We start from the raw sequence: 20205 nt of genomic DNA on the forward strand, positions 1-20205 counted from the left end.
GGTCCTCATCCCTACCCTGGCCATCGTCTTGCTGATCTCAGCCGTCAAGATGGCCCGCCACGCCTGACTGCTGCGCACCTACTTGCCTTACGTGCCTGACACGCCTTTAAGCAGCTGACCATCTATTTCGCTTGACAACCCAAGATAACGATCGCTGCCGCTCCTCGTCCGGGGCGCGACCGCGACCGGCGTCTGGGCGAGCGGCGCTGCACCAGCTGCGCTGACCGCTGCCAGCCGTGTGAAGTCATCGTTGACCTGCGGTTCGCCAGTTGTATCTGGGGTGGTCACTGGTCTTGCTCTCTCATTTCAAGTGGCGATTTCGGGGAACGGGACGACAGCGTAGGTGTCGCGCCGACTGTCGGCCGCGCGCATTCCCGGTGACGGGAGTCCATGAGACGACCCCCGGAAAACGTGGCGCGCGGCTGGTTCCTCGGGCAGCATCGGGGTGTCTGCCACGTTCGACATCCTGATCCGGAGCGGCGATGTCAGAAGAGAACGGTTTCTCACTGCGGATCACCCCGGCCGGGGCCGACGTCGATCCGGCGGAGGTCGAGGAGCTGGCCATCCAGCTCCGCCGGGACCTGATGGCGTCGGGGATCTCCGGGGTCACGCGGGCGGTGGAGGGGCCGGCCCCTGACGGGACCCGGTCGGCCGAGCTGCTCGCCGCCGGGATCGGCTTCCTGGTGACGGGACTGTCCACGGCGGCGTCCGTGGCGCAGATCGCGGACTACGTCCAGCGGTGGCGGCAGGCGCATCCACGTCGTCGCCGGGTCCTGGTCTCCGTCGAGGCCGGTGCTACGTCTGGTGGTGCGGCTGCTTCCGGTACGGCCGGCCGGCGGAGCGCGCTTCTGGTGGCCAACGCGGTCTACCAGGATCCCGGGCTGAGCCGGTTGCGTTCGCCGGTCTCCGACATCATGGCGCTTGCCCAGGTCCTCGGCGAACCGGGCATCGGTGCCTTCGATGTCGAAACGCTCACCGATGCCAGTGAGTCCGTGTTGCGCCGCCGGGTCGCGGCTCTCTTCGCCGACCGGCGGCCTGACGACGTCCTGCTCCTGCACTTCTCCTGTCATGGGCTCAAGGACCAGCGGGGCCGGCTCTACCTGGCGGCGGCCGATACCGAGCTGGACTCGCTCGCGGCGACCGGGCTGCCGGCGTCGTTCATCTCCGAGCAGATGAGCGAGTCCGCGTCGCGGTCGGTGCTGCTGGTGCTGGACTGTTGCTACAGCGGGGCGTTCGCGCGCGACACTCCGGTGCGCGCGGACCGCACCGTCTACCTCGGGGACGAGTTCCGCGGGGGTGGGTCCGGGCGTACGGTGCTGACCGCGTCCAGCGCGACCGAGTACGCGTTCGAGGGCGGCCGGCTCACCTCCTACGAGGCTCAGCCGTCCGTTTTCACCGAAGCGCTGGTACACGGGCTCAGGACCGGGGGCGCCGATCTGGATCACGATGGTGAGATCACCGTTGACGAGCTGTTCGACTACGTCGCCCGGCGCGTCCGCGAGGCCGGGGTCGGGCAGGTGCCGCGTAAGTGGAGCTTCGAGACGACCGGGGCGCTGGTGGTCGCGCGCAGCGTCCGCCCGGCCGTGCTGCCGGAGGGGGTCCGCGCCGATCTCGGCAGCGATCGGCCCGTGCTGAGGCTGGAGGCGGTGCGAGCGCTCGCCGAGCTGCTGGCCGGGGGGCGCGAGGGCTATCGGCGGGCCGCCCGTGAGGCGCTCGCCGGGTTACGCGACGACGATGACAGCAGGCAAGTGCGGGAGGCCGCCGCTGCCGCCCTGGGTGACGTCGCGCCGCCCCGGCTGTCCCCGCCCGCCGTACCTCCGCCCGCAATCGAGACGCCCGCAATCGAGACGCCTGAGGTCGAGGCGCCTCAGGTCGAGACGCCATCGCCGTCGCCACCCGGCAGCGCCCCGGTGGCCGTCACGAAGCGCCGACGCGTGTTGGTCTTCGGCGCGATCGGCCTCGTCGTCGCCATCGCCATCGCCGCGACGATCGGTACCTTCTCCGCACTGCCCAAACAGCGCACTACAGAGAGCGGCAACGGCCCGGCAGGCTTCGGGGCGACGCTGGGGATGATCACGCTGAGTCACGACGGCTCGATCGAGTCCGCCGAGCTGAGCCCCGACGGCCGCTGGGTGGTCACGCTCGACCCGCCGGTCGACCAGGCCGCCGCGCAGATCGCGAGGTTGTGGGACACATCGACCGGCCAGAAGGTGTCGACGTTCGACACGGACCACGGCGTCGTCTTCAGCCCGGACGGCAAGCTGGTCGCCGCTGCCTACTTCGACGGCAAGCGCGAAGTCACCACGGTGGACGGCGAGTCGCTGGGTGTCCTCTCGGGTGGCACGACGACCGTCTCGCTGCGTAACACCAGCAGGGGCGACGTCATGGCCTCGTTAACCGGCCACCAGGGGGCGGCCGTGGCGTTCAGCCCGGACAGCAAGACCGTCGCCACGGCCAGCGCGCTCGCCACCGACCAGCCCTTTGACGCGCCGATCCGCTTGTGGGACCCCTCGACGGGCAAGCTGCTGGCCACGTTGACCGGCCACCATAACGGGATCCAGAGCATGGGGTTCAGCCAGGATGGGAAGGTGCTGGTCACGGGTGCCGCCGGCGGGGTGACGAAGGTGTGGGACGTGGTCGGCGGCAAAGCCACGGCGACGCTGGACAACGCTTCCTCCCCGGTGTGGATCAGCCCCGACGGCAAGACGCTCGTCGACACGCTGCCGAGCGGCAAGGACGGATTCGAGCTGAGGCGCGTGCCCGACGGGAAACGGCTGGCTTCGGTCGCCAAGGCCGGGCGCTTCGCCGGCTTCACGCCCGGCTCCAAGGCGTACGCGACCGACAAGGACGGGGGCGTCCGCCTCTTCGACCTCGCGACCGGGAAGGTTCGCGCGACTCTGACCGCGATGGTGCGGGGCGATCTGGCGTTCAGTCCGGACGGCAAGCTCATCGCCGCCGTGACGAAGGAGGGCGAACCGGCTCTGTTCGATGCCGCGACCGGTCAGGGGCTCACGCCGCTGACCGGCCACACCGGCAAGGTCACCGACCTCACGTTCACGGCGGACGGACAGGCGCTCTTCACCACCGGGACGGACAAAACGGTGCGAAAGTGGAACGTCAAGCGCTGATCATGGCCAGGGATCGGCCGGGTCGCTCAGCGGACGGCTCTGAGAGCGTCGATTATTGCGCCTGCCGAAAACTACATCCATGCAGTTCAAGTGGCATGTCGGTATGCGCGGTGGTCTCCGCCGAGACAATCGCCATCGCGCGATCGGCCAAAACGCCTGGCGACGCTATCGATGCAACATGCCTTCAAGATCGGTCAACATGCCTTACGTGCCTGAAAAGATCATCTCATCTCTGACCTGCGAGAAGAGGTCAAGAACCCCAGATAACGATCGCACGCGCAGCGACCGTTATCTGGGGTTGTCAAGCGAACCGGCTGGTCAGCCGCTTGGAGGTCTGTCAGGCACGTCAGGCAAGTAGGCTTCCCGCAGTTGCCGCGCCGGTGGATCGTTGAGAGCTTGACCAGCCGTTCTCTGTCAAGTGCTGCGTGTTGACCAGAGAGCTTGCGATCTTCCGTGAGCGCGCGCTCGGCTATGAAGGGTTTGGCTGGTGTGGCCGGGTGCGGTGGGAGCGCCATGGCCAGGGGCGGGAGGTTCTGGACGGTTGGCCAGCCAGCGCAGTAGACGAAACGCGCGTTCGCTGATGGTCTCGCTGCCTAGCAGCGCTGCCAACAGGATGGTCACCATGATGACCGTCTCCAGAACTCCGAGCGCAAGTCCGAGCAAGGGGTGGGCGAAGGAGACGCCGGCGGGGGCGCCCAGCACGCCGGCGGCAAGGCCCACCTGACTCCAGATTGGTCGGGGCGCGCTGACGGCGGGGACGTTACTGGCCGGTGTCGGGGTGGTCATCGTCACGGCGCTGGACATGATGGAGGTGATGCGCCGGCTGCTGGCCGAGGGCTGGGAAATCAGCGCCGAGGACGTGGCGCAGTTGTCGCCCTACCTGACCGCGCATATCGGCCGGTTCGGCCTGTACGCCACCGACGTGCTGCGGCTGCGCCCCGACGACTTCGACCCCGACCTGCCCGAGATCGACTTCACCGCTCTGGCTGAGGCTGCCTGAAAGGGGCTGGCCGAGCGTGCGACCCGCGGGGAGCGAGCGCTCCGCCCACTCCCGAGCAGACACCGCCCTCACGAACCTCGGATAGGCCGTCCGATCGATCGACGCCACCCGAACCCCCGGAAACCGTTACCAACCAGCGCGAACCACCAGATCCTAACGACCGGTGATCAGCCCGCGGCCCGTTTCGTCTTCCGGTGACACCCCAGGTAGGCGCCAGGCGTCGATGTCGGCCTGGCCACAGCTTGGCAGCTCACGATCGCGCTGGCTCAGCCGGAAGTTCTCGAGATGCGGCCACGACCAGGGGTCCCGGTAGCAATGAAGAAATTTCCAACGAAATAGCCCCTGAACTGGGGAAACGGTTGCATTTGACGAGTTAGTGATCACTGCCGCTACGTTCGTTCCGGTTTCATCCGGTACGGCAGGTAGAGGTGGTGCGTTTGTCCGAGAAGATGTTCTCCGAGGAGCAGCTGGAGCAGCTGCGTTCGTACCCGGAGATCGCCAGCGATGAGTTGATCCGGTATTTCACGCCGACGGCGGCGGATGTGGCGTTCGTCGATCCGGGCAAGGGGCGGGGGACCATCGACCAGCTGGGCATGCTGGTTCAGCTGTGCACGCTGCCCTGGCTCGGGTTCGTGCCCGACGACGTGGCCGCGGCACCGGCCGTGGCGGTAGCGCGGGTGGCCGAGCGGCTGGGGGTGACCCCGGCGGCGCTGCGGCTGTACGGCAAGCGCGATCAGACCCGCTCGGATCATCTGGGCCTGATCGCCAAGTATCTGGAGTGGCAGACCGCGCCGGCGGGCAGCCAGGCGATGACGGAGCTGGAGCAGTTCCTGCTGGACCGGGCGATGGAGCACGACTCGCCCACGCTGCTGTTCAACCTGGCGCGCGAGTACCTGAGGGCGGCCAAGGTGATCCGGCCCGGCGCGCTCATCTTGGCCAAGATGGTCGGCACGGCCCGCAAGGCGGCCTCGGATCTGACCTCGCAGCGGGTGGGCCACCTGCTGACCGCTGAGGTCCGCTCCGACCTGGAACGGATGCTGGCCGTCGATGAGGGGTTGGGGATGACCCGGCTGGAGTGGTTGGTCAGCCCGGCCCGGGACGCCTCGGCGACGTCGGTGAAGACGTCGATCGACAAGCTGACCTGGCTGCGCGCGATCGACGCGCATCAGGTGAGGCCCGGCAGCTGGTGATGGACGTGATCCTGCCGGTGCTGGCCGATCCGTCGATCCCTGATGATGAGGTGGGCGGGATGCTGCGCGAGCGGATCGGCATGCAGCGGCTGCGGGAGATCACCTCCGATGCGTGGAAGCCGCTCCCCCGGGACCACGGCCGGCTGTCGGAGCTGGAGTCCTCCTACACCTACCTGCGCCAGTTCACGCCGAACGTGCTGGCCGCGATCGACCTCCAGGGCGGGCCGGGCATGGCCGGCGCGAGGCCAACACGGTCATCGTTGACCACCACTACGGCTTGGAGTTGGCCAAGGTGTTCGGCGGTGGCACCATGAGCTCCTCCGACGGCCAGCGCTTCCCGGTCCGCGGCAAGACGCTGACCGGCCGGAACATGGTCATTCACGGTGGTCAGGTGCTGTCCACGTACACCCATGTCTCCGATCAGTGGTCGACGTACGGCACGAAGATCATCGTGCCGACGGCGCGGGAGGCGCACTTCGTCCTGGACGACTTCCTGGGCAACGCGACCGACCTTCCGATCGCCGAGCACGCGACCGATAGTCACGGAGCAACGTTGATCGACTTTGCGTTGTTCGACCTGGTCGGCAAGGCGCTGACCCCGCGGTTGCGGGATCTGACCCGGGTCACCCTGGTGCGGGAGGAGACTCCGACCGAGATCGCCAAGCGCTATCCGCATGCCGGGCCGCTGCTGGGCGCGCGCTGGAACGAGGACTTGGTGGCCGGCTGCTGGCCGGATCTGCTGCGGATGGCCGGGTCGCTGAAGTACGGGCAGGCCACCGCCTCGCTGATCGTCGGCAAGTGGTCGGCCGCTTCGCGGCAGAACACCCTGGCCGCCGCGCTGAAGGAATGGGGCATGCTGCGCAGGACCGTCCACCTGGCCAAATACCTGTCGGACCCAGCATTCAGAAGGAAGATCTCCCGTCAGCTGAACAAGGGCGAGAGCCTGCACGCGCTGCGCCGTGACCTGCACTACGCCCAGTAGGGCACGATCACCCGCCCGCATCTGGAGCAGCAGACCGAGCAGGCGTGGTGCCTGACCCTGCTGACCAACTCCGTGGTCGCCTGGACGACAGAATATTATTCCAGAGCGGTGCTGGAGCTGCGCTCCCAGGGCCGGGAGGTGAGCGACGAGATCCTGTCGCACATCTCGCCCGGCCACAGCGACAACATCAACTTCTTCGGCGTCATCAATGTTGACGTGGAGGCGGAGCTGGCCAAGCTCGACACCAGCGGCTGGCGGCCGCTGCGGCCCGCGCAACTTCGCGAGCTGGGGCTGACGCCCTGACAGGTTCTGCGCCGCGCCTTCTGCAGGGAGGGGGCGCAGGCGGTTGATCGTAGGGGTGGCTTGCGCCGGGCGCGGGCCACCCCCTGGGTACCTACGGCCCGTTCTGGGTGAGCGCGGCGATGACGTGGAGCATGCCGTAGGCGGCCGTGTGCTGGCCGAGACCGCGTTTGACCGGCACGGTGCGGCCTGGGGCGCCGGGGCTTTGAACTCCGCGTATGCCGCCTCATCGCCGCTGGCCAGCACGACGGGCACGCCGTAGGAGCCGGCCAGTAGCGTGTTGATACCGATCTCGCCGTGCGAGGTGCCGTTGATGCGGACGTCGAGGACGGCGTCGGCCATGGTGTGGGCGAGCACCGCGCCACCGGTGCCGGCGCGGGCGTGGTAGCCCACGAACATCGCCGCCTGGGCACCGGCCTGCAGGCCGGCCATGCCCCGAGATCCTGCACCCGCACGCCTGCGGGGGAAGCGATGAGATGTGGTGCGGTCGGCTCACGGGCAGAGCCCGGCCTGTCGGCCCTGCAGGGTGGGTCAGAGCCAGCGCCGCACCTGAGCTCGGTAGCGCTGGTAGTCGGCGCCGAAGCGGTCGAGCAGGTAGGCCTCTTCGGCGCGGATCACCCACCGGTAGGTGGCCAGCATGCACAGCGGTGCCACGATCAGCGGCCACCACGACCCGGCGCAGAGGCCGGCGCCGACGAGGGCGACCGACAGTCCGGTGTACATCGGGTTGCGGCTGACCCGGTACGGGCCGGCCACGACCAGCCGCGACACCGGCAGGTGCGGCGCGAGCGTGGTGCGGTGTGCGAGCACGGTCACCACACCGGACAGGCCCAACCCCAGCCCCGCCACGACCAGAACCAGCCCGGCGTAGGTGAGCCCCGGCAGCGACAGCGGCAAGGGCAGTACCCACTGGTGCACCGCCAGCGCCGCAGCCAAGGAAAGGCCGTACAACAGCGGCGGCGCCTTGACCTGCACCGCGGCGCCGCGGGCTAGGGCCGGGGCGTTCATCGCCGGATCCCCACCGAAATCGAGCAGCTCTGGTCGGATGCAGCGACGGCGATGCCCTCAACGAGGTGCTGCGGTGACACGTTCTTCGGTTTCATCCCGACCTCCGATGGCAGTTGCACTGTGTTCGTTGCAGTGATCCTGCGTTGTGCGCAGTGATAGTGTGCGGAAAGCCGTGCGCGGCTTGCGTCCGAGCATTCGTTCGACGAAGTCGTTGCGGGCCCAGACGACCTCGTTCTCCCGCTCGTATTCGAGGAACTCCACTCACGCTGCAGCGGCGGCGATATCCAGACTTTTCATCCGCGCCCTGTTGGTCATCATCTTGGCGAGCAGCCGGCCGGCGATCGGCAGCCGGGCGAGGCGGATCATCACGGACCGAAGCAGCAACTCGGCGCGGTTGCCTGGGGTGAAGAAACCGCGCATGCTCACACCGCTGCCGAGGTGGTGGTCGATGAACGGGCGCAGGTGGTCCTCCCAGTCCTGCAGCGCTCGTGGCACGTCGTGCGGGTGGCGTTCCAGCATGGTGCCGAGCAGGTCCGCCCCGGCCAGGCCGGTGGATGCCCCCATGCCGGAGTAAACGGTCAGGCACCACGCGGCGTCGCCGACGAGCACGACTCGGCCGCGGTGCCAGTGGTCGAGGTGCACCTGCTCGGCGGAGTCGAACAGGTGGTCCGGGGCCTTCTCGAACTGGTCGAGCAGCCAACCGAGCGTGGAGCCGGTGGGCTCGGGGCCGTAGGCGGCGCGCAGCGAGTCGATGGCCGGCCGGGTGAACTCGGCGTCCACGTCGTCGGTGCGGTAGGAGAACAGCACCGACGGCGGACGGTCGGCGAATGAGAACACCCACGCCGATCGGCCCGCCTCGGCCATGTACAGCCCGTCCTGTAGGCGGTAGCCGGGTACCGGCTCGGGCAGGCTGTACACGGCGATCATGTAGTTCAGCCGACGGATCGGGCTCTGCTCGGGCTCGAACGCAAGCCGGCGCACCGTCGAGCGCAGTCCGTCTGCCCCGACCACCAGGTCGAACCGTTCGACGGTCGTCGTCTCCGTCGTCAGGTCGCGGATCTCGACGTCCACCCCGTCGAGGTACTGGTCCAGCGCGATCGGCACGGTCGAGTACCGGATCTCGACCTCGTCGGGCAGGGCGGTGAAGGCCGCGTCTTCGATGTCGCCCCGCATCACCATTCGAGACCCGCCGAACACATCGGCGTAGCCTATACCGCGGCGGCGCCGGCCCGTGCGGTCGACGTCGTAGCTCACGCCTTCCGGAGCGAAGCGATTCGGTACCGCATCGGCGATGCCCAGCCGTTCGGCGGCGGCGAGCCCGGTCCCGAACAGGGCGATGAAGTATCCGCCGCGGCGCCGCTCGGGGGCCTTCTCCAGCACCACCACGTCCCAGCCCGCGCGATGCAGTCGCAGCGCGGAGGCGATCCCGCTGATCCCGAGGCCGACCACCAGGGCCCGCTGTCGCGATGTCGTGTTCTTGTCCATGGGATTGCGCTCCGACATTGTCGTGTCCTGCATCTGGTTGGGGTGGGTCGGCTATTCAGGAAGCCTGAGGGTGTGGAGTCGTCGAGGCGGGCGAGGAAGTCGAGGAGTGTGGCGTTGACCTCGGCGGGACGCTCCTGCTGCTTGCTTGCTGGGCATGGCTGAAAACCGTCTGGAAACTGATCGGTTTCCAGTCTGGGAAAACAGATCGGTTTCCCCACCAACGAAGGTGAGGCGAGCGGGTGACGGGCTGAGATCTCAGGGCTCAAGATCATCCTGTGGCCCTTTTGGGCCTACCTCGGCGATCCCCTGGAGGGCCGCGTCGGTGTCCGCGATGGCCAGCATCCTGTTGATGTCGGCGCCGGCCAGCGCGCCGGCCGCTGCGGAGGCCCCGACCTGGGCGACCGGATCGGTGGCGTTGCCGGCCACCCACACACCCGGCACCTCGGTGGTGCCGGCCAGGCCGGAGGCGAAACCGCGGCCCATGTTCGGCAGGTCCTGCACCGGCAGGCTCAGGCCTTCCAGGCCCTGGGTGCGGGCCTGCATCTGCGGGCCGACCGCCAGGACGCGGCGGGCCACGACCCGGCCGTCGGCCAGGCGCACCCCGGCGAGGGCACCGTCCTCGTCGTTGACGACCTCGGTGACCGGGGTGTCGATGATGCGGATGCCGCGGGCGGCGAAGCGGGCGCGGCTGTCCTCGTCCAGGTCAGTGCCGTGGGTGAAGTAGGTCAGGTCCTCGGTCAGCTGACGGAACAAAAACGCGTGGCCGATGGATGCCGCGCCGATGGCGAGGACACCGATGGGCTCATCGCGCACCTCCCAGCCGTGGCAGTACGGGCAGTGCACCACACTGTGCCCCCAGTGCTCGGCGAGCCCGGGCACCTCCGGCAGCACATCCGTCAGGCCGGTGGCCACCAGGATGCGGCGAGCGGTGATGCTGCGGCCGTCGGCCAGGGTGACGGTGAACCGCAGGTCCCCGTCCGCCGACGGGGTGGCAGACTCGGCCGAGACCACCTCGCCGTGGACGACGCGTCCGCCGTACTGGCGCACCTGCTCCCGGCCCCGTCGAAGGATCTCGGGCGGCGGGGTGCCGTCCAAGGCGATCAAGCCGTGCACGGCCTTCGCGGGCGCGTTGCGCGGGGAGCCGCTGTCGATCACGACGACCGAGCGGCGGGAGCGGGCGAGGATCAGTGCACCGTTCAGCCCCGCGGCGCCCCCGCCGATCACCACCGCGTCGACGGTCCCCTCGGCCAGCGCATCGCTCGCGGAGTCCTCGCCAAAGGGCGGTCGCTGGGTCACCTGTGTCATGAGTTCAACCCCCAAGCCGCCTTCGCGGCGTCGCGGTCCTGCACGCCTGGACCAAGCCGGTCCGGCAAGCTCAGGACGGTTGTGTACTGAACAGTCAGAAACCTAGGCGGTTCTGTACTGAGTTGTCAAGTACGGCAGTTCGGCCTAACCTTCTGCGTATGGGGCCGCCCGTAGTTTCCAGCGCAAAAACAACGATTAGGCTGGTCAGGGTCCAGGAAGGGCTCTCGCTGTGGTGGTTGGGCACGGTCGCGATGGCCGTGGCGAGAGTTGAGCCTGGGGAAGCGGAAGTCGGGGCCGACGCCGGCGAAACGAGCGGAGGAGAATCGTGACCGGAGCGATTCGCCTGCCAGGTAAGGGAGAAGCATGAGCATCATCCCCGTGCCGGACGAGCTGACCCATTACTCGTCCCGTCGGCTGGACGAGGTTGATGAGGCCTGGCCGGTGTTGAGCCAACACGCCCTGGACCTGTTGCGGTCATCCGGTGAGGAGCTGCACCCCACGCCCGGCGAGTTGCTGTGGGACGCCGGTGATCCCACCGACTTGCACCTCGTGCTGACCGGTGGCGTGCTCCTCGTGGACCGCCGGGACGACCGGGTCGTCTTCGTGATCGAGGCCGGTGACTTCGTCGGCGAGCTGGGCATGTTGATGGGGCAACGCGCCGTCTTCCAGGGCGTGGCCATGAAAGACACCGCGATCCTGCGGGTTCGGGTGGAGGAACTGCGCCGGCTGGTGGAGATCTCGGGGGAGCTGAGCGATGTCGTGCTGTCCGCTTTGGATGCCCGGCGGCGCTTCCTGAGCAGGAAAGGCGAGGGCGGTCTGGTACTGGCCGGAGACGACGACCGCGACCTGCACCGCCTCCAGGACTTCGCTGAACGCAACCAGATTCCCTACCGGACGGTGCTGCGCTCGAACCCGTCGGCGTGGTCGGAGCTGGCGCAGACCTGTGCCTTGCCCGAGACCGGTACGGCCGTTGTCACGCCACAGCGCCGCGTAATGACAGCGCCGACCACGCGTGACCTGGCAACCGCGCTGGGAATCGACCTGTGGGGCATCGCCGACGATTCCCGGTGTGACCTGCTGGTGGTGGGCGCCGGACCGGCGGGGCTGGCCGCTGCTGTGTACGGGGCGTCGGAGGGACTGGACGTGGTCGTCGTCGAGGACGTCGCCATCGGCGGCCAGGCCGGCAGCTCGTCACGGATCGAGAACTACCTCGGCTTCTACCGCGGCGTGTCCGGGGTTGAACTGGCACGGGCGGCGATGCTGCAGGCGGTCAAGTTCGGGACCAGGCTTCTATCACCCCGCTCAGTCACTGGGCTGTCGGAGGTGCCCGGCGGGTTTCGGGTGCGGCTCGACGACGAGTACGACGTCCTCGCCTCAGCGGTGATCATCGCCAGCGGCGTGCGCTACCGGCGCCTGGACCTGCCTGGCCTGGCCGACCTGGAGGGCCGTGGCGTCTACTACGCCGCAAGCCAACTGGAGGCCAACTCGGTCTCCGGGCGGAACGCCGTCGTGGTCGGGGGCGCCAACTCCGCCGGCCAGGCGGCCCTGTTTCTCGCGCGGAACGCCGGCCACGTCCACGTCCTGATCCGCCGCGATGACCTGTGCGACACCATGTCGAACTACCTGGCGCAGCGCCTGACCCACCACGAGCGGATCACCGTGCACCCTCGCTGCGAACTGTCCACCGTCCATGGCAGCAGCCGGCTCAGCGGGCTGACCTGGCACGACCGCGCCCGCGACCGGGACGTACGACTCGACGCGGCCGCACTGTTCCTGATGATCGGCGCGGACCCCTGCACGACCTGGCTGCACGACATCGGTGTCGACCTCGACGCCAAGGGCTTCGTGCTCACCCACGACAGCTTCGCCACCTCGATACCCGGGCTGTTCGCCGTCGGTGACGTGCGCGCAGACTCCGTCAAGCGGGTGGCATCGGCCGTCGGCGAGGGATCCGTGGTCATCTCCGCAGTCCACGCCTACCTCGCCAGCAGAAGGACGTTCTGACCCGAGCCTTACGGCGAGCCATGGTTGAACAGCTCCGGATGCCGGGTCAGCTCGACCCCGGTCCGGCGGATGTGACCGGAGCGGAATCGCGCTCGGCGTCCACCGAGCCCCAGCGCCGGATCGCATCCAGGAGCAGTCGATGCTCCTCGCGGGGCCTTGCCGGTTTGATGCCGCATTCTTTCTGAGTTGGAAGGGATGCATGTCATGCCGAAGCAGTTGGATCCCGAGCTGTCCGGCTGGTGCTGTAGCACCGTGCCGAGTACCCGACCAAATACCGTGGCGGTGCTGGCGGTGTCCAAGAAGGTCGGGGTAGGCAGAAGTCGTTGTGGCGCTGGGTCGCCCAGGCCGAGATTGACGGCGGCGAGGCGCCCGGGGTCACGATCGAGGAGAACGAGGAGAACCGTCGGCTGCGTGAGGACGCGATTCTGAAGGCGGACAACTTTCTTCGTCGGGGAGCTCGACCTCTGCAACGGCTGATGGTCGCCTTCATCGACGAGCAGCGTTCACCTGACGGTTCTGACCGACCGGGTTGAAGGTTGCATCGCTGGTCACCGGGCGGAGATCCGCCCCATCCCGCCGTCGGCGACAACGCCATGTCAGAGTCCGCCCCGCGCCGCCCATCCCGGTGGTCTCGCCGCGAGGGCCGAGTGATCCGCTACTGGGCCCATGCCGCGATCCGTTCCGCGATCGCCTCGGGAGCCTCGATGTGCAGGAAGTGACCGACGTCGGGGACGACCTCCAGCGCGTGCGGGGCGGCGAACCGATGTCGGTCGTCGACCTGCGGGGGGAGGATGCAGCCGTCGTCGGCACCGTGGAGCTGCAGCAGGGGCACCGTGATCGGCTGAGATAGGCGGCGCGTCGCCCCAAGCATGCCGGGTCGCAGCATCGCCCGGTAGTACTTGATGGGCGCGGGCATGCTCGCCCGCAGGTGCTCGTGTAGCTCCACCTGGAGAGCTGGATCGAGCGAGAGGCTGGGCGACCATTGACGCCAGAGGCGGTCGATGAGGGCGAGATCGCGGGCGGTGGCCATCAAGCCGCTTCCCGGCAGTTGAAAGAGCCCCATGTACCAGCTTCGGCGTAGCTGAGCGGGGCGCGGCCGGCTCAGGAACGTGAGTGGGTGGGGGAATGCGAGCGTGACCGCGCGTTCGATCCGCTCCGGCGCGGTGACGCAGGTATGGTATGTGATCGCGGCGCCCCAGTCGTGGCCGACCAACTCCACGGCTCGCCCGGGAGACCAGCGGTCGATCAGCGCGAGCACGTCGCTGGTGAGGGCTGCGAGGTCGAACGGCCCCGCGGTCGGGGACGGCGCGTAACCGCGAAGCCAGGGTGCGACGACGTGACGTCCGCGGCGGCCGAGCTCGGCGAGGAAGGGCGTCGCGGTCGGCGGATGGTCCGGGAAGCCGTGCAAGACGAGCGTCGGTTGACCATCGGGATCACCACCCTGCAGCGCGTGAAAGGTGCCATGTGGCAGGTCGAAGGTGACGCGTTCGAACTCCATGTGTGTCAGCCTTCTCCAAGAGCGCTCGGACGACAGATGCTGATGCTGGCTTCGGTGTCTCTGGTTTTGGACATGTGCGTCTGCTCAGGCGCCGGGTGTACTGCGGGGTCAGCCGGCCAGCCGGTTGAGCTTGCGGATTTGGTTGTCGAAGGCGCGCGAGGGCACGATCCGGCGCAGGAGGCTGACGCGTGCGGCCATCGAGCCGGCGGTGTACCGGAGCTTAGGCTTGGAATCGGTGGCGGCCGCGACGATCACCTTCGCGACAACGTCCGGGTCGTCGGCGGTGCGCACGGCGGTGGCCAGCACGTCTCGGGCGATCTCCCGCTGCGCGGCGTAGACCGGCAGGGGCGAGTCGGGTGCCAGGCTGCTCGCCTCGAAACTCGTGCTCGTGTAGGCCGGCTCGACCAGCAGCATCCGGACGCCGTGCTCGCGAAGCTCGTGGTCGACGGACTCGGAGTAGCCCTCGACCGCATGCTTGGCGGCAGCGTAGACGGCCATGAAGGGCGCTGGGATCAGACCGAGTACCGAGGAGACGTTGACCACGCGGCCACTGCCCTGGGCGCGCATGTGGGGCAGCACCGCGTTTGTCATCCGCATCAGACCGAAGACGTTGATGTCGAAGACCTCCTTGGCCTGGTTGATCGAGCTCTCCTCGCCAGCGCCGACCGCGCCCACGCCCGCGTTGTTGACCAGGACGTCGATCCGACCGAACCGCTCGATCACCTCCTCGACCAGGGAGCGGACCGACTCGTCGCTGGCCACGTCGAGATCGAGGAACGTCACCCCGGCCAGCGGCCCGGCATTCGCCGCGTTGCGGCTCGTGCCGACCACCGCGAAGCCGGCGTCCACGAGGGCGAGCGCTGCCGCCCGCCCGATCCCCGAGGAGGCGCCCGTCACAAGGGCCACTGGGGAAGCTGTCTGCATGTTGGTTCCTTCGGTTGCGGGCATGACTTCGTCGTGCCCAGTGCGGGATCCCAGGATGGTTGTGTACTGAACTGTCAGAAACCTAGGCGGTTCTGTACTGAGTTGTCAAGTACGGCAGGTCGGCTCTACCTTTTGTGTATGGCGAGACCACGAAGCTTCGACCACGACCACGTCCTGCATGCCGCCGAGCGGCAGTTCCGCACCACGGGCTACAACGGCACGAGCGTCGACGACATCAGCGCCGCCACCGGCATGGGCCGCGGCAGCCTCTACGCCGCGTTCGACGGCAAGCACGGCGTATTGCTGCAAGCGATGGCCGGCTACTTCGCCCGGCTGGGGCAGTTTGCGCCGAAGGCGCTCGCCGGACCGGACGAGGGCGCCCTGGAACGACTGCACAGATACTTGCTCCGCGCCGTCCACGGGGTGCCACTCGCCGCCGATGTACCCCCCGCCCCTGACCGGGCGGCGGCGGCCTGCTTCGCCGCCAAGATGGCCCTGGAACTCGGCACCTCCGACCCCGAGGTGCAACGCCTGGCCAACGACTGCTTCTCCGTGCTCACGACGGCGGTGGCCGACTGTGTGCGAGCGGCGCAGCGCAACGGCGACATCGACCCCGACGCGGATCCTGACGACCTCGCGTACCTTCTGCTGACCATCATCCGCGGGACCGATGTCGTCGGCGCGTACGGCCACAGTCCCGCCCGCCTGACCTCGATTGCGGAGAGCGCGTTCGCATTGTTGCCTCGCCCGCACCACCGCTGAGAACGGCACGGCCGGCCTCGTCGCACAGGCATCTGATGCGGTCGGCCCACTTCGACGCCGCGGAGACACGGCCCGTAGGTTTACGCGCCGCAGGGCGGTCGTCTGGGCGGTTGGCGAAGAACTGCGCCCGCATCCAGTCGAGTTGCTCCACCGCATGCGCGCTGTCGCCGGGCTTGAACTGCACGGTCAGTCGCCGAACGCCTCGCCGCCAGCAGACGATGGTACTTCGGCCGCCGCTCCGCCCACTCGGACCGCGTTTGCAGGAATTCGTGAGCCTGCATGGCGACCACGACACGGCCCAGGTCAGCGCCGGCGGCCAGCCGGTTGAGCAGAACCTGCTGGACATCGACGTACAGGTCCACCACGTCGACCAACTCGTCCGGGTAAGGCTCACTCATAGCCACGACCTTTATCCCCGCGCGACCACGTGACCTGCGGATCGGCACCTTCGCCGAGTCGATCGCGATCGACGCCGACGACGTCGCGATCAAGCCCTCCTCGCTCTCCTTCGCCGAGGCCGCCGCCGTACCCCTGGTGGCGCTCGCCGCTCAGCAGAGCCTCGTCGACCTCGCCGACGTCCGCCCCGGACAGAAGATGCTGGTGCACGCCGGCGCCGGCGGCCTCGGCTCGACCGCCATCCAACTCGCCAAGCACCTCGGCGCGTACGTCGCCACCACCGCCCACACCCGCGACATCGACAAGGTCCGAGACCTCGGCGCCGACGAAGCCATCGACTACACCACGACCGACTTCGCCGACGTCCTCAACCGCTACGACGTCGTCCTCGACTCGCTTGGCCCGGCCAGCCTGGAGAAGTCGCTGACGGTCCTGAAGCCCGGCGGACTGGCCATCAGCGTGGTCGGCCCACCCGACCCGGCCTTCGCCGCACAGCTCGGCCAGCCGCTCCTCAAGCCGGTCATGGCCGTGCTGAGCCGCAAGGTCCGCAGCCGGGCGAAGCGACTGGGCGTCCGGTACTCGTTCTTCTTCATGCGCGCCGACGGTGCCCAGCTCAAGGCCCTGGCAGCTCTAAAACCCTCGACGCCCTCGCCTACGTCGAGCAGGGCAAGGCCAACGGCAAGATCGTGATCACCCATTGACCAAGACGTCGGTGGACCCCCGTTGCCTTTTGACCGTCCCCAGCCGGGACGGCTCGGCGGGCACCAGGTTCCCGAACGTCGTTGCCCCGGTGCGGTGTAAGGCGCGGGTGGCGCTCTGTGCCGGGTCTGGGGGTAACCATCTGCCAGGCGCTGGCGCCGTTGGCGAACGTGCTGGCGAGCCATGCGGCACGCTGGGTGGGGCCGTGTGATCGCCCTGGTCAGCGACATGACTATCCCTTTCTCTCGTACTTGGTCTGCCCCCCTCATGGGGCCGCCGAGGCCCGGTCGCGAACGACCACCTAGCCACTGCCCATGGCGCCGCACATCTGTGACACAGAACTTGCATTATCTGTCACTCGACCTTGCCGACCCATGTCCGCCCAGCTCGGCATCCGCCGCCACGACGGCGACTCGGCAACATTATGTGTCACATCGCCCTGGAGGAGGTCGCCCGTGTCCGTCGTCGCCTTCCCCGGCCCGCCGACCGACCCCGCGACCGGCTCGACGGTCGCCGCCGCCGCCGACCGTTTCCTGGAGTCCCTCACCGCGGCCACCACCCGCACCAGCTACGCCGAGACCCTCGCCCGCTTGACCACCGTGGCCGGGCCGCAGCATCCGGTCGCCACACTCACGCCCGAGCAGTACGCCGCGGTGATGGACCAGTGGAAGAGCGCGGCCGCCGCCACCTGGAACCGGCACCTGTCCGCGCTGGTCTCCTTCACCACCTGGGCCCAGCGCCAGGAACTCCTGGTCACCAACCCGGCCCGGCGGCTGGAGCGTCGCAAGCCCGCCCGCCGCGGTGATCGGGCCATCCCGGCCGCCCGGCTGGAGAAGCTGTTCACCGACCCCGCGCACGCGCTGCGAGAACGGGTGCTATGGCGGCTCCTGTACGACACGGCCGCCCGAGCCGAGGAAATCCTCACCCTCAACATCGGGGACCTCGACCTGGAGTTCCGCCGCGCCCGCGTCGTCTCCAAGGGCGGCGCCCTCGAGTACGTGCACTGGGCCACCCCCACCGCCCGGATCCTGCCCCGCCTGCTGACCGGCCGCACCGCCGGGCCGGTGTTTCTGGCCGACCGGCGCGCCCCCACCTCCGGCCGCCGGGCGCCCGCAACCGGCGACGTCTGCCCCGTAACCGGCCATGGCCGGCTGTCCTACCCGCGCGCCGAATACCTGTTCAAGACCGCCACAGCCCAGCTCGACCCGCACCGCCAGGGATGGACTCTGCACCAGCTCCGTCACTCGGCCCTGCAGCATCTCGCGCAAGCCGGCCGCACCGCGCCCGAGCTGCAGGCCAAGAGCCGCCACCAGCACCTGGCCAGCCTCGGCCGCTACGTACAACTCGGCGAGGAGACCTCCGCCCGCGTCACCGCTGAAGCCGACCCCATCCAACGCCGACGTCCTCGCTGAAATTAGGGATCGTCGCTCCATGATCCGCACCGTAAGCGAATCGAGACCTTAGCCGCAGAGACCGGGCTATCCGCAGGTCAGACGCTATTTCGTTGAAAACTTCTTCATTGCTACCGGGACCCCGACCAGCGAACCTTCCGCGGGGACTTTGACGAAACCGCCCTGACACGGCGGGTCTCTCCACCTGCACGGCGCGTGGCAGCCGCATCGTGGAGGCAAGCTGTTCAACGAAGGTCGCGGATGCGTTCGCCATCCTTCGCCGGGCGCTGGGTCGGCGATGAAGCCGGCCACGCAACGTCGTCGACCGCGAGCCACGGCGCGACGGCCAGGGCCGTGGGCGTGAGCCCGGCAAACGTCGCGACCTCGCGGTGAAGGTGGGACTGGTCGACGTAGCCGTTCTCGGCGGCTATGCGGGCGGCGGCGTGACCCGCCGCGAGTAGGTGGGCGGCGTGGTCGAAGCGCACCAGCCGGGCGGCGCGTTTGGGTGTGATGCCGAGCTGGGACCGGAAGCGGGACCACAGGCGCTTGCGGCTCCAGCCGACCTCGTCCGCCAGGCCGTCGACCCGCACCCGCCCCCGGCTGGACAGCGTCCGCCGCCAGGCGTAGGCGACCTGCGGATCGACCGGTGGGTGGGCACCCAGCCGTCGGCCGAGGATGTCCACCGCGATCGTGAACCGTTCGTCCCACGACGCGACGGCGCGTCGCGGCCCCAGACCTCCTTAAGGGCTACCACCGTCCCGCTGAGCTCGGTCGACGCGCCGAAACAACGCAGCCGCCGCGACCGGCTCCAGCCGGATCTGGAGGCACTGGCCGGCTCCCCAGCCAGCCGCCCGGAGATCGCCGGGGAGGAGCCCGACGACGACACTGCCGCGCTCGTGCCGGCCATGGGTTTCGTAGACGACGCCTCCCTCGCTCAGATCGACGAGCAGGGTGACGGACGGGTACGCGACCATGGCGATGTCCACCAAGGCCGGGGCACGATGGCGAAACCCGGCCATGCTGACCCCCGGCAGCCGAACCGACGGGCGTGGGACTGCGACGTCCACCCACGCCCGGTCAGGTGGCGTCCCGGTCGGCAGCACATGGCCAGTCTAGGCATCAGGGATCACGGGTCATCGGCGGCCCGTTGCCGTGAAGCTCAGCAGCAGTTTGCTGGTCGTCTCGGGCTCTTCCACCATGGGTAGGTGCCCGACGCCGGGCAGCAGCTCGACCCGTGCGTTCGGCACCGCGTCGTACTGGTGCGCCGACGACGGCTCCCAACGGGGGTCGGCAGAGCCGAAGATCACCTGAACGGGGACCCCGAGGGCGGCCAGACGCTCGGGCATGCTCCGTTCGGCGATGTAGGCGGTGTTCCGGCGCAGCACCGTCCTCATCACGCGGTAGGTGATGCCCCGTACGTCGGCGACCACGTCGTCCGGGAGGTCCACCGGGCGAACGGCCGTCGCGCTGATCCCCTTGCGGATCATCGCATCCGAACGCCTCGGCCACAGGAGCGGGCCCAAAGGCGGGGCCAGCAGGAGCCGAAGGATGAACGGCTGCCGGAGGAGCGCATCCGGACTTGGGCCGCTACTGATCAGTGCGAGCGAACCCACGAGGTCGGGACGTTGTTCGGCAAGCGCGGTGGCGACGTAGCCGCCGCTGGAGTGCCCGGCCGCGGCGACGTGACGAAGGCCGAGGTCGTCCAGCAGCGCCGCCACCTGGCCCGCCTGCGCGGGCACGTCATACGACGGCGCGGGCGGGGACTGACCGCAACCCGGCAGGTCGACCCGGATGACGTGATGGTGACCAGCCAGCGCCGGGACCACCGGACCCCAGAAACCGCCCGAGGCCCCCGACCCGTGGATGAGCAACAACGGCGGCGCCTGCCGCGGGCCGTCATGGACCACGTGCATCCCATGCGAACGTTCAATGTCGTATTCACTCATGCGGAGACTATGCACGCGCGGCCCGCCGCCAGTCTTGGACAAATGTTCCCGCAGAGTTGAAGACCGACGGCCTGCCACCATCAACGGTTGTACCGATGTCCCCCAAGGCCGGAAAACGGGCCTAGCGGATCGCCCGATACTGGGGGTCAGCCCACATAAGCCCAAAACCCACATTGAGTGGATCTTG

The 20205-nt window shown here is 68.7% G+C and carries 21 protein-coding genes and 1 pseudogene; 12 read left to right on the forward strand and 10 right to left on the reverse strand.

The features are described from left to right. The first annotated feature begins 482 nt into the window (after positions 1-482). The 6 genes from ACGFNP_RS46595 to ACGFNP_RS46620 all read left to right on the forward strand — a co-directional run bounded on the left by ACGFNP_RS46595 (position 483) and on the right by ACGFNP_RS46620 (position 6603). Positions 483-3128 carry a caspase family protein gene (locus tag ACGFNP_RS46595; RefSeq protein WP_393329440.1) on the forward strand — a complete coding sequence of 882 codons (2646 nt, stop codon included), beginning with the start codon at positions 483-485 and terminating at the stop codon, positions 3126-3128. 778 nt (positions 3129-3906) lie between these two features. Next, entirely contained in the window at positions 3907-4128 is a 222-nt protein-coding gene (locus tag ACGFNP_RS46600; protein ID WP_358341629.1) for a Tn3 family transposase, read from the forward strand. A 437-nt stretch (positions 4129-4565) separates the two neighbouring features. Beyond that, positions 4566-5318, forward strand: a complete 753-nt coding sequence (locus ACGFNP_RS46605) for a DUF4158 domain-containing protein (protein WP_393329442.1) — start codon at positions 4566-4568, stop codon at positions 5316-5318. Beyond that, positions 5318-5632 carry a hypothetical protein gene (locus ACGFNP_RS46610; protein WP_393329444.1) on the forward strand — a complete coding sequence of 105 codons (315 nt, stop codon included), beginning with the start codon at positions 5318-5320 and terminating at the stop codon, positions 5630-5632. The genes ACGFNP_RS46605 and ACGFNP_RS46610 overlap by 1 nt, the downstream gene beginning before the upstream one ends. Further along, positions 5611-6300, forward strand: a complete 690-nt coding sequence (locus tag ACGFNP_RS46615) for a Tn3 family transposase (RefSeq protein WP_393330108.1) — start codon at positions 5611-5613, stop codon at positions 6298-6300. Before ACGFNP_RS46610 ends, ACGFNP_RS46615 begins: the two co-directional genes overlap by 22 nt. A 6-nt stretch (positions 6301-6306) precedes the next feature. Further along, positions 6307-6603, forward strand: a complete 297-nt coding sequence (locus ACGFNP_RS46620; protein WP_393330110.1) for a Tn3 family transposase — start codon at positions 6307-6309, stop codon at positions 6601-6603. A 186-nt stretch (positions 6604-6789) separates the two neighbouring features. On the opposite strand, the pseudogene ACGFNP_RS46625 reads toward ACGFNP_RS46620, so the two are convergent. From ACGFNP_RS46625 to ACGFNP_RS46645, 5 genes and pseudogenes are all read right to left on the reverse strand, one after another. Continuing rightward, positions 6790-7032: pseudogene (locus ACGFNP_RS46625) on the reverse strand (M55 family metallopeptidase); the annotation flags it as partial. Between the two features lie 99 nt (positions 7033-7131). Next, a complete protein-coding gene (locus ACGFNP_RS46630; protein ID WP_358341623.1) occupies positions 7132-7608 on the reverse strand; it encodes an isoprenylcysteine carboxylmethyltransferase family protein in 477 nt (158 codons plus the stop codon). Positions 7609-7665: 57 nt separating this feature from the next. Continuing rightward, the gene (locus tag ACGFNP_RS46635; RefSeq protein ID WP_393329445.1) at positions 7666-7869 is read right to left on the reverse strand and encodes a hypothetical protein; all 204 of its coding nucleotides are present in this window, start codon (positions 7867-7869) and stop codon (positions 7666-7668) included. Continuing rightward, on the reverse strand, positions 7870-9126 hold the full coding sequence (locus ACGFNP_RS46640; protein ID WP_358341617.1) for an FAD-dependent monooxygenase: 1257 nt from the start codon (positions 9124-9126) through the stop codon (positions 7870-7872). A 222-nt stretch (positions 9127-9348) separates the two neighbouring features. Beyond that, positions 9349-10398: an NAD(P)/FAD-dependent oxidoreductase gene (locus ACGFNP_RS46645; protein WP_358341614.1), complete on the reverse strand. Its 1050-nt coding sequence runs from the start codon at positions 10396-10398 to the stop codon at positions 9349-9351. Positions 10399-10761: 363 nt separating this feature from the next. Here ACGFNP_RS46645 and ACGFNP_RS46650 point away from each other — a divergent pair, with 363 nt between their 5' ends. Continuing rightward, the gene (locus ACGFNP_RS46650; RefSeq protein WP_358341611.1) at positions 10762-12402 is read left to right on the forward strand and encodes an FAD-dependent oxidoreductase; all 1641 of its coding nucleotides are present in this window, start codon (positions 10762-10764) and stop codon (positions 12400-12402) included. Between the two features lie 323 nt (positions 12403-12725). Then, complete coding sequence (locus ACGFNP_RS46655; RefSeq protein ID WP_393329447.1) at positions 12726-12935, forward strand: hypothetical protein; 210 nt, start codon at positions 12726-12728, stop codon at positions 12933-12935. A gap of 122 nt (positions 12936-13057) precedes the next feature. Here ACGFNP_RS46655 and ACGFNP_RS46660 read toward each other — a convergent pair whose 3' ends face one another. After that, a complete protein-coding gene (locus ACGFNP_RS46660; protein ID WP_393329448.1) occupies positions 13058-13900 on the reverse strand; it encodes an alpha/beta fold hydrolase in 843 nt (280 codons plus the stop codon). Between the two features lie 108 nt (positions 13901-14008). Further along, a complete protein-coding gene (locus ACGFNP_RS46665) occupies positions 14009-14824 on the reverse strand; it encodes an oxidoreductase (RefSeq protein ID WP_358341602.1) in 816 nt (271 codons plus the stop codon). 138 nt (positions 14825-14962) lie between these two features. Here ACGFNP_RS46665 and ACGFNP_RS46670 point away from each other — a divergent pair, with 138 nt between their 5' ends. The 4 genes from ACGFNP_RS46670 to ACGFNP_RS46685 all read left to right on the forward strand — a co-directional run bounded on the left by ACGFNP_RS46670 (position 14963) and on the right by ACGFNP_RS46685 (position 18093). Next, entirely contained in the window at positions 14963-15586 is a 624-nt protein-coding gene (locus ACGFNP_RS46670; RefSeq protein WP_358341599.1) for a TetR/AcrR family transcriptional regulator, read from the forward strand. A gap of 269 nt (positions 15587-15855) precedes the next feature. Further along, entirely contained in the window at positions 15856-16017 is a 162-nt protein-coding gene (locus tag ACGFNP_RS46675) for a hypothetical protein (RefSeq protein ID WP_393329450.1), read from the forward strand. 103 nt (positions 16018-16120) lie between these two features. After that, positions 16121-16672 carry a zinc-binding dehydrogenase gene (locus tag ACGFNP_RS46680; protein ID WP_393329452.1) on the forward strand — a complete coding sequence of 184 codons (552 nt, stop codon included), beginning with the start codon at positions 16121-16123 and terminating at the stop codon, positions 16670-16672. Positions 16673-17136: 464 nt separating this feature from the next. Beyond that, positions 17137-18093 (forward strand): tyrosine-type recombinase/integrase, encoded by a 957-nt coding sequence (locus ACGFNP_RS46685; protein WP_393329454.1) that lies wholly within the window; start codon positions 17137-17139, stop codon positions 18091-18093. 224 nt (positions 18094-18317) lie between these two features. On the opposite strand, the gene ACGFNP_RS46690 is transcribed toward ACGFNP_RS46685, so the two are convergent. Genes ACGFNP_RS46690 through ACGFNP_RS46700 form a run of 3 tightly spaced genes read right to left on the reverse strand, consistent with a single transcriptional unit; the run spans position 18318 to position 20018 of the window. Beyond that, positions 18318-18755 (reverse strand): helix-turn-helix domain-containing protein, encoded by a 438-nt coding sequence (locus ACGFNP_RS46690; RefSeq protein ID WP_393329456.1) that lies wholly within the window; start codon positions 18753-18755, stop codon positions 18318-18320. Positions 18756-18812: 57 nt separating this feature from the next. Further along, on the reverse strand, positions 18813-19175 hold the full coding sequence (locus tag ACGFNP_RS46695; RefSeq protein WP_393329458.1) for a hypothetical protein: 363 nt from the start codon (positions 19173-19175) through the stop codon (positions 18813-18815). A 30-nt stretch (positions 19176-19205) separates the two neighbouring features. Continuing rightward, positions 19206-20018, reverse strand: a complete 813-nt coding sequence (locus tag ACGFNP_RS46700) for an alpha/beta fold hydrolase (RefSeq protein WP_393329460.1) — start codon at positions 20016-20018, stop codon at positions 19206-19208. Positions 20019-20205 lie beyond the last annotated feature (187 nt).

The organism is Nonomuraea sp. NPDC049269, from assembly GCF_043197155.1.
GTDB lineage: Bacteria > Actinomycetota > Actinomycetes > Streptosporangiales > Streptosporangiaceae > Nonomuraea.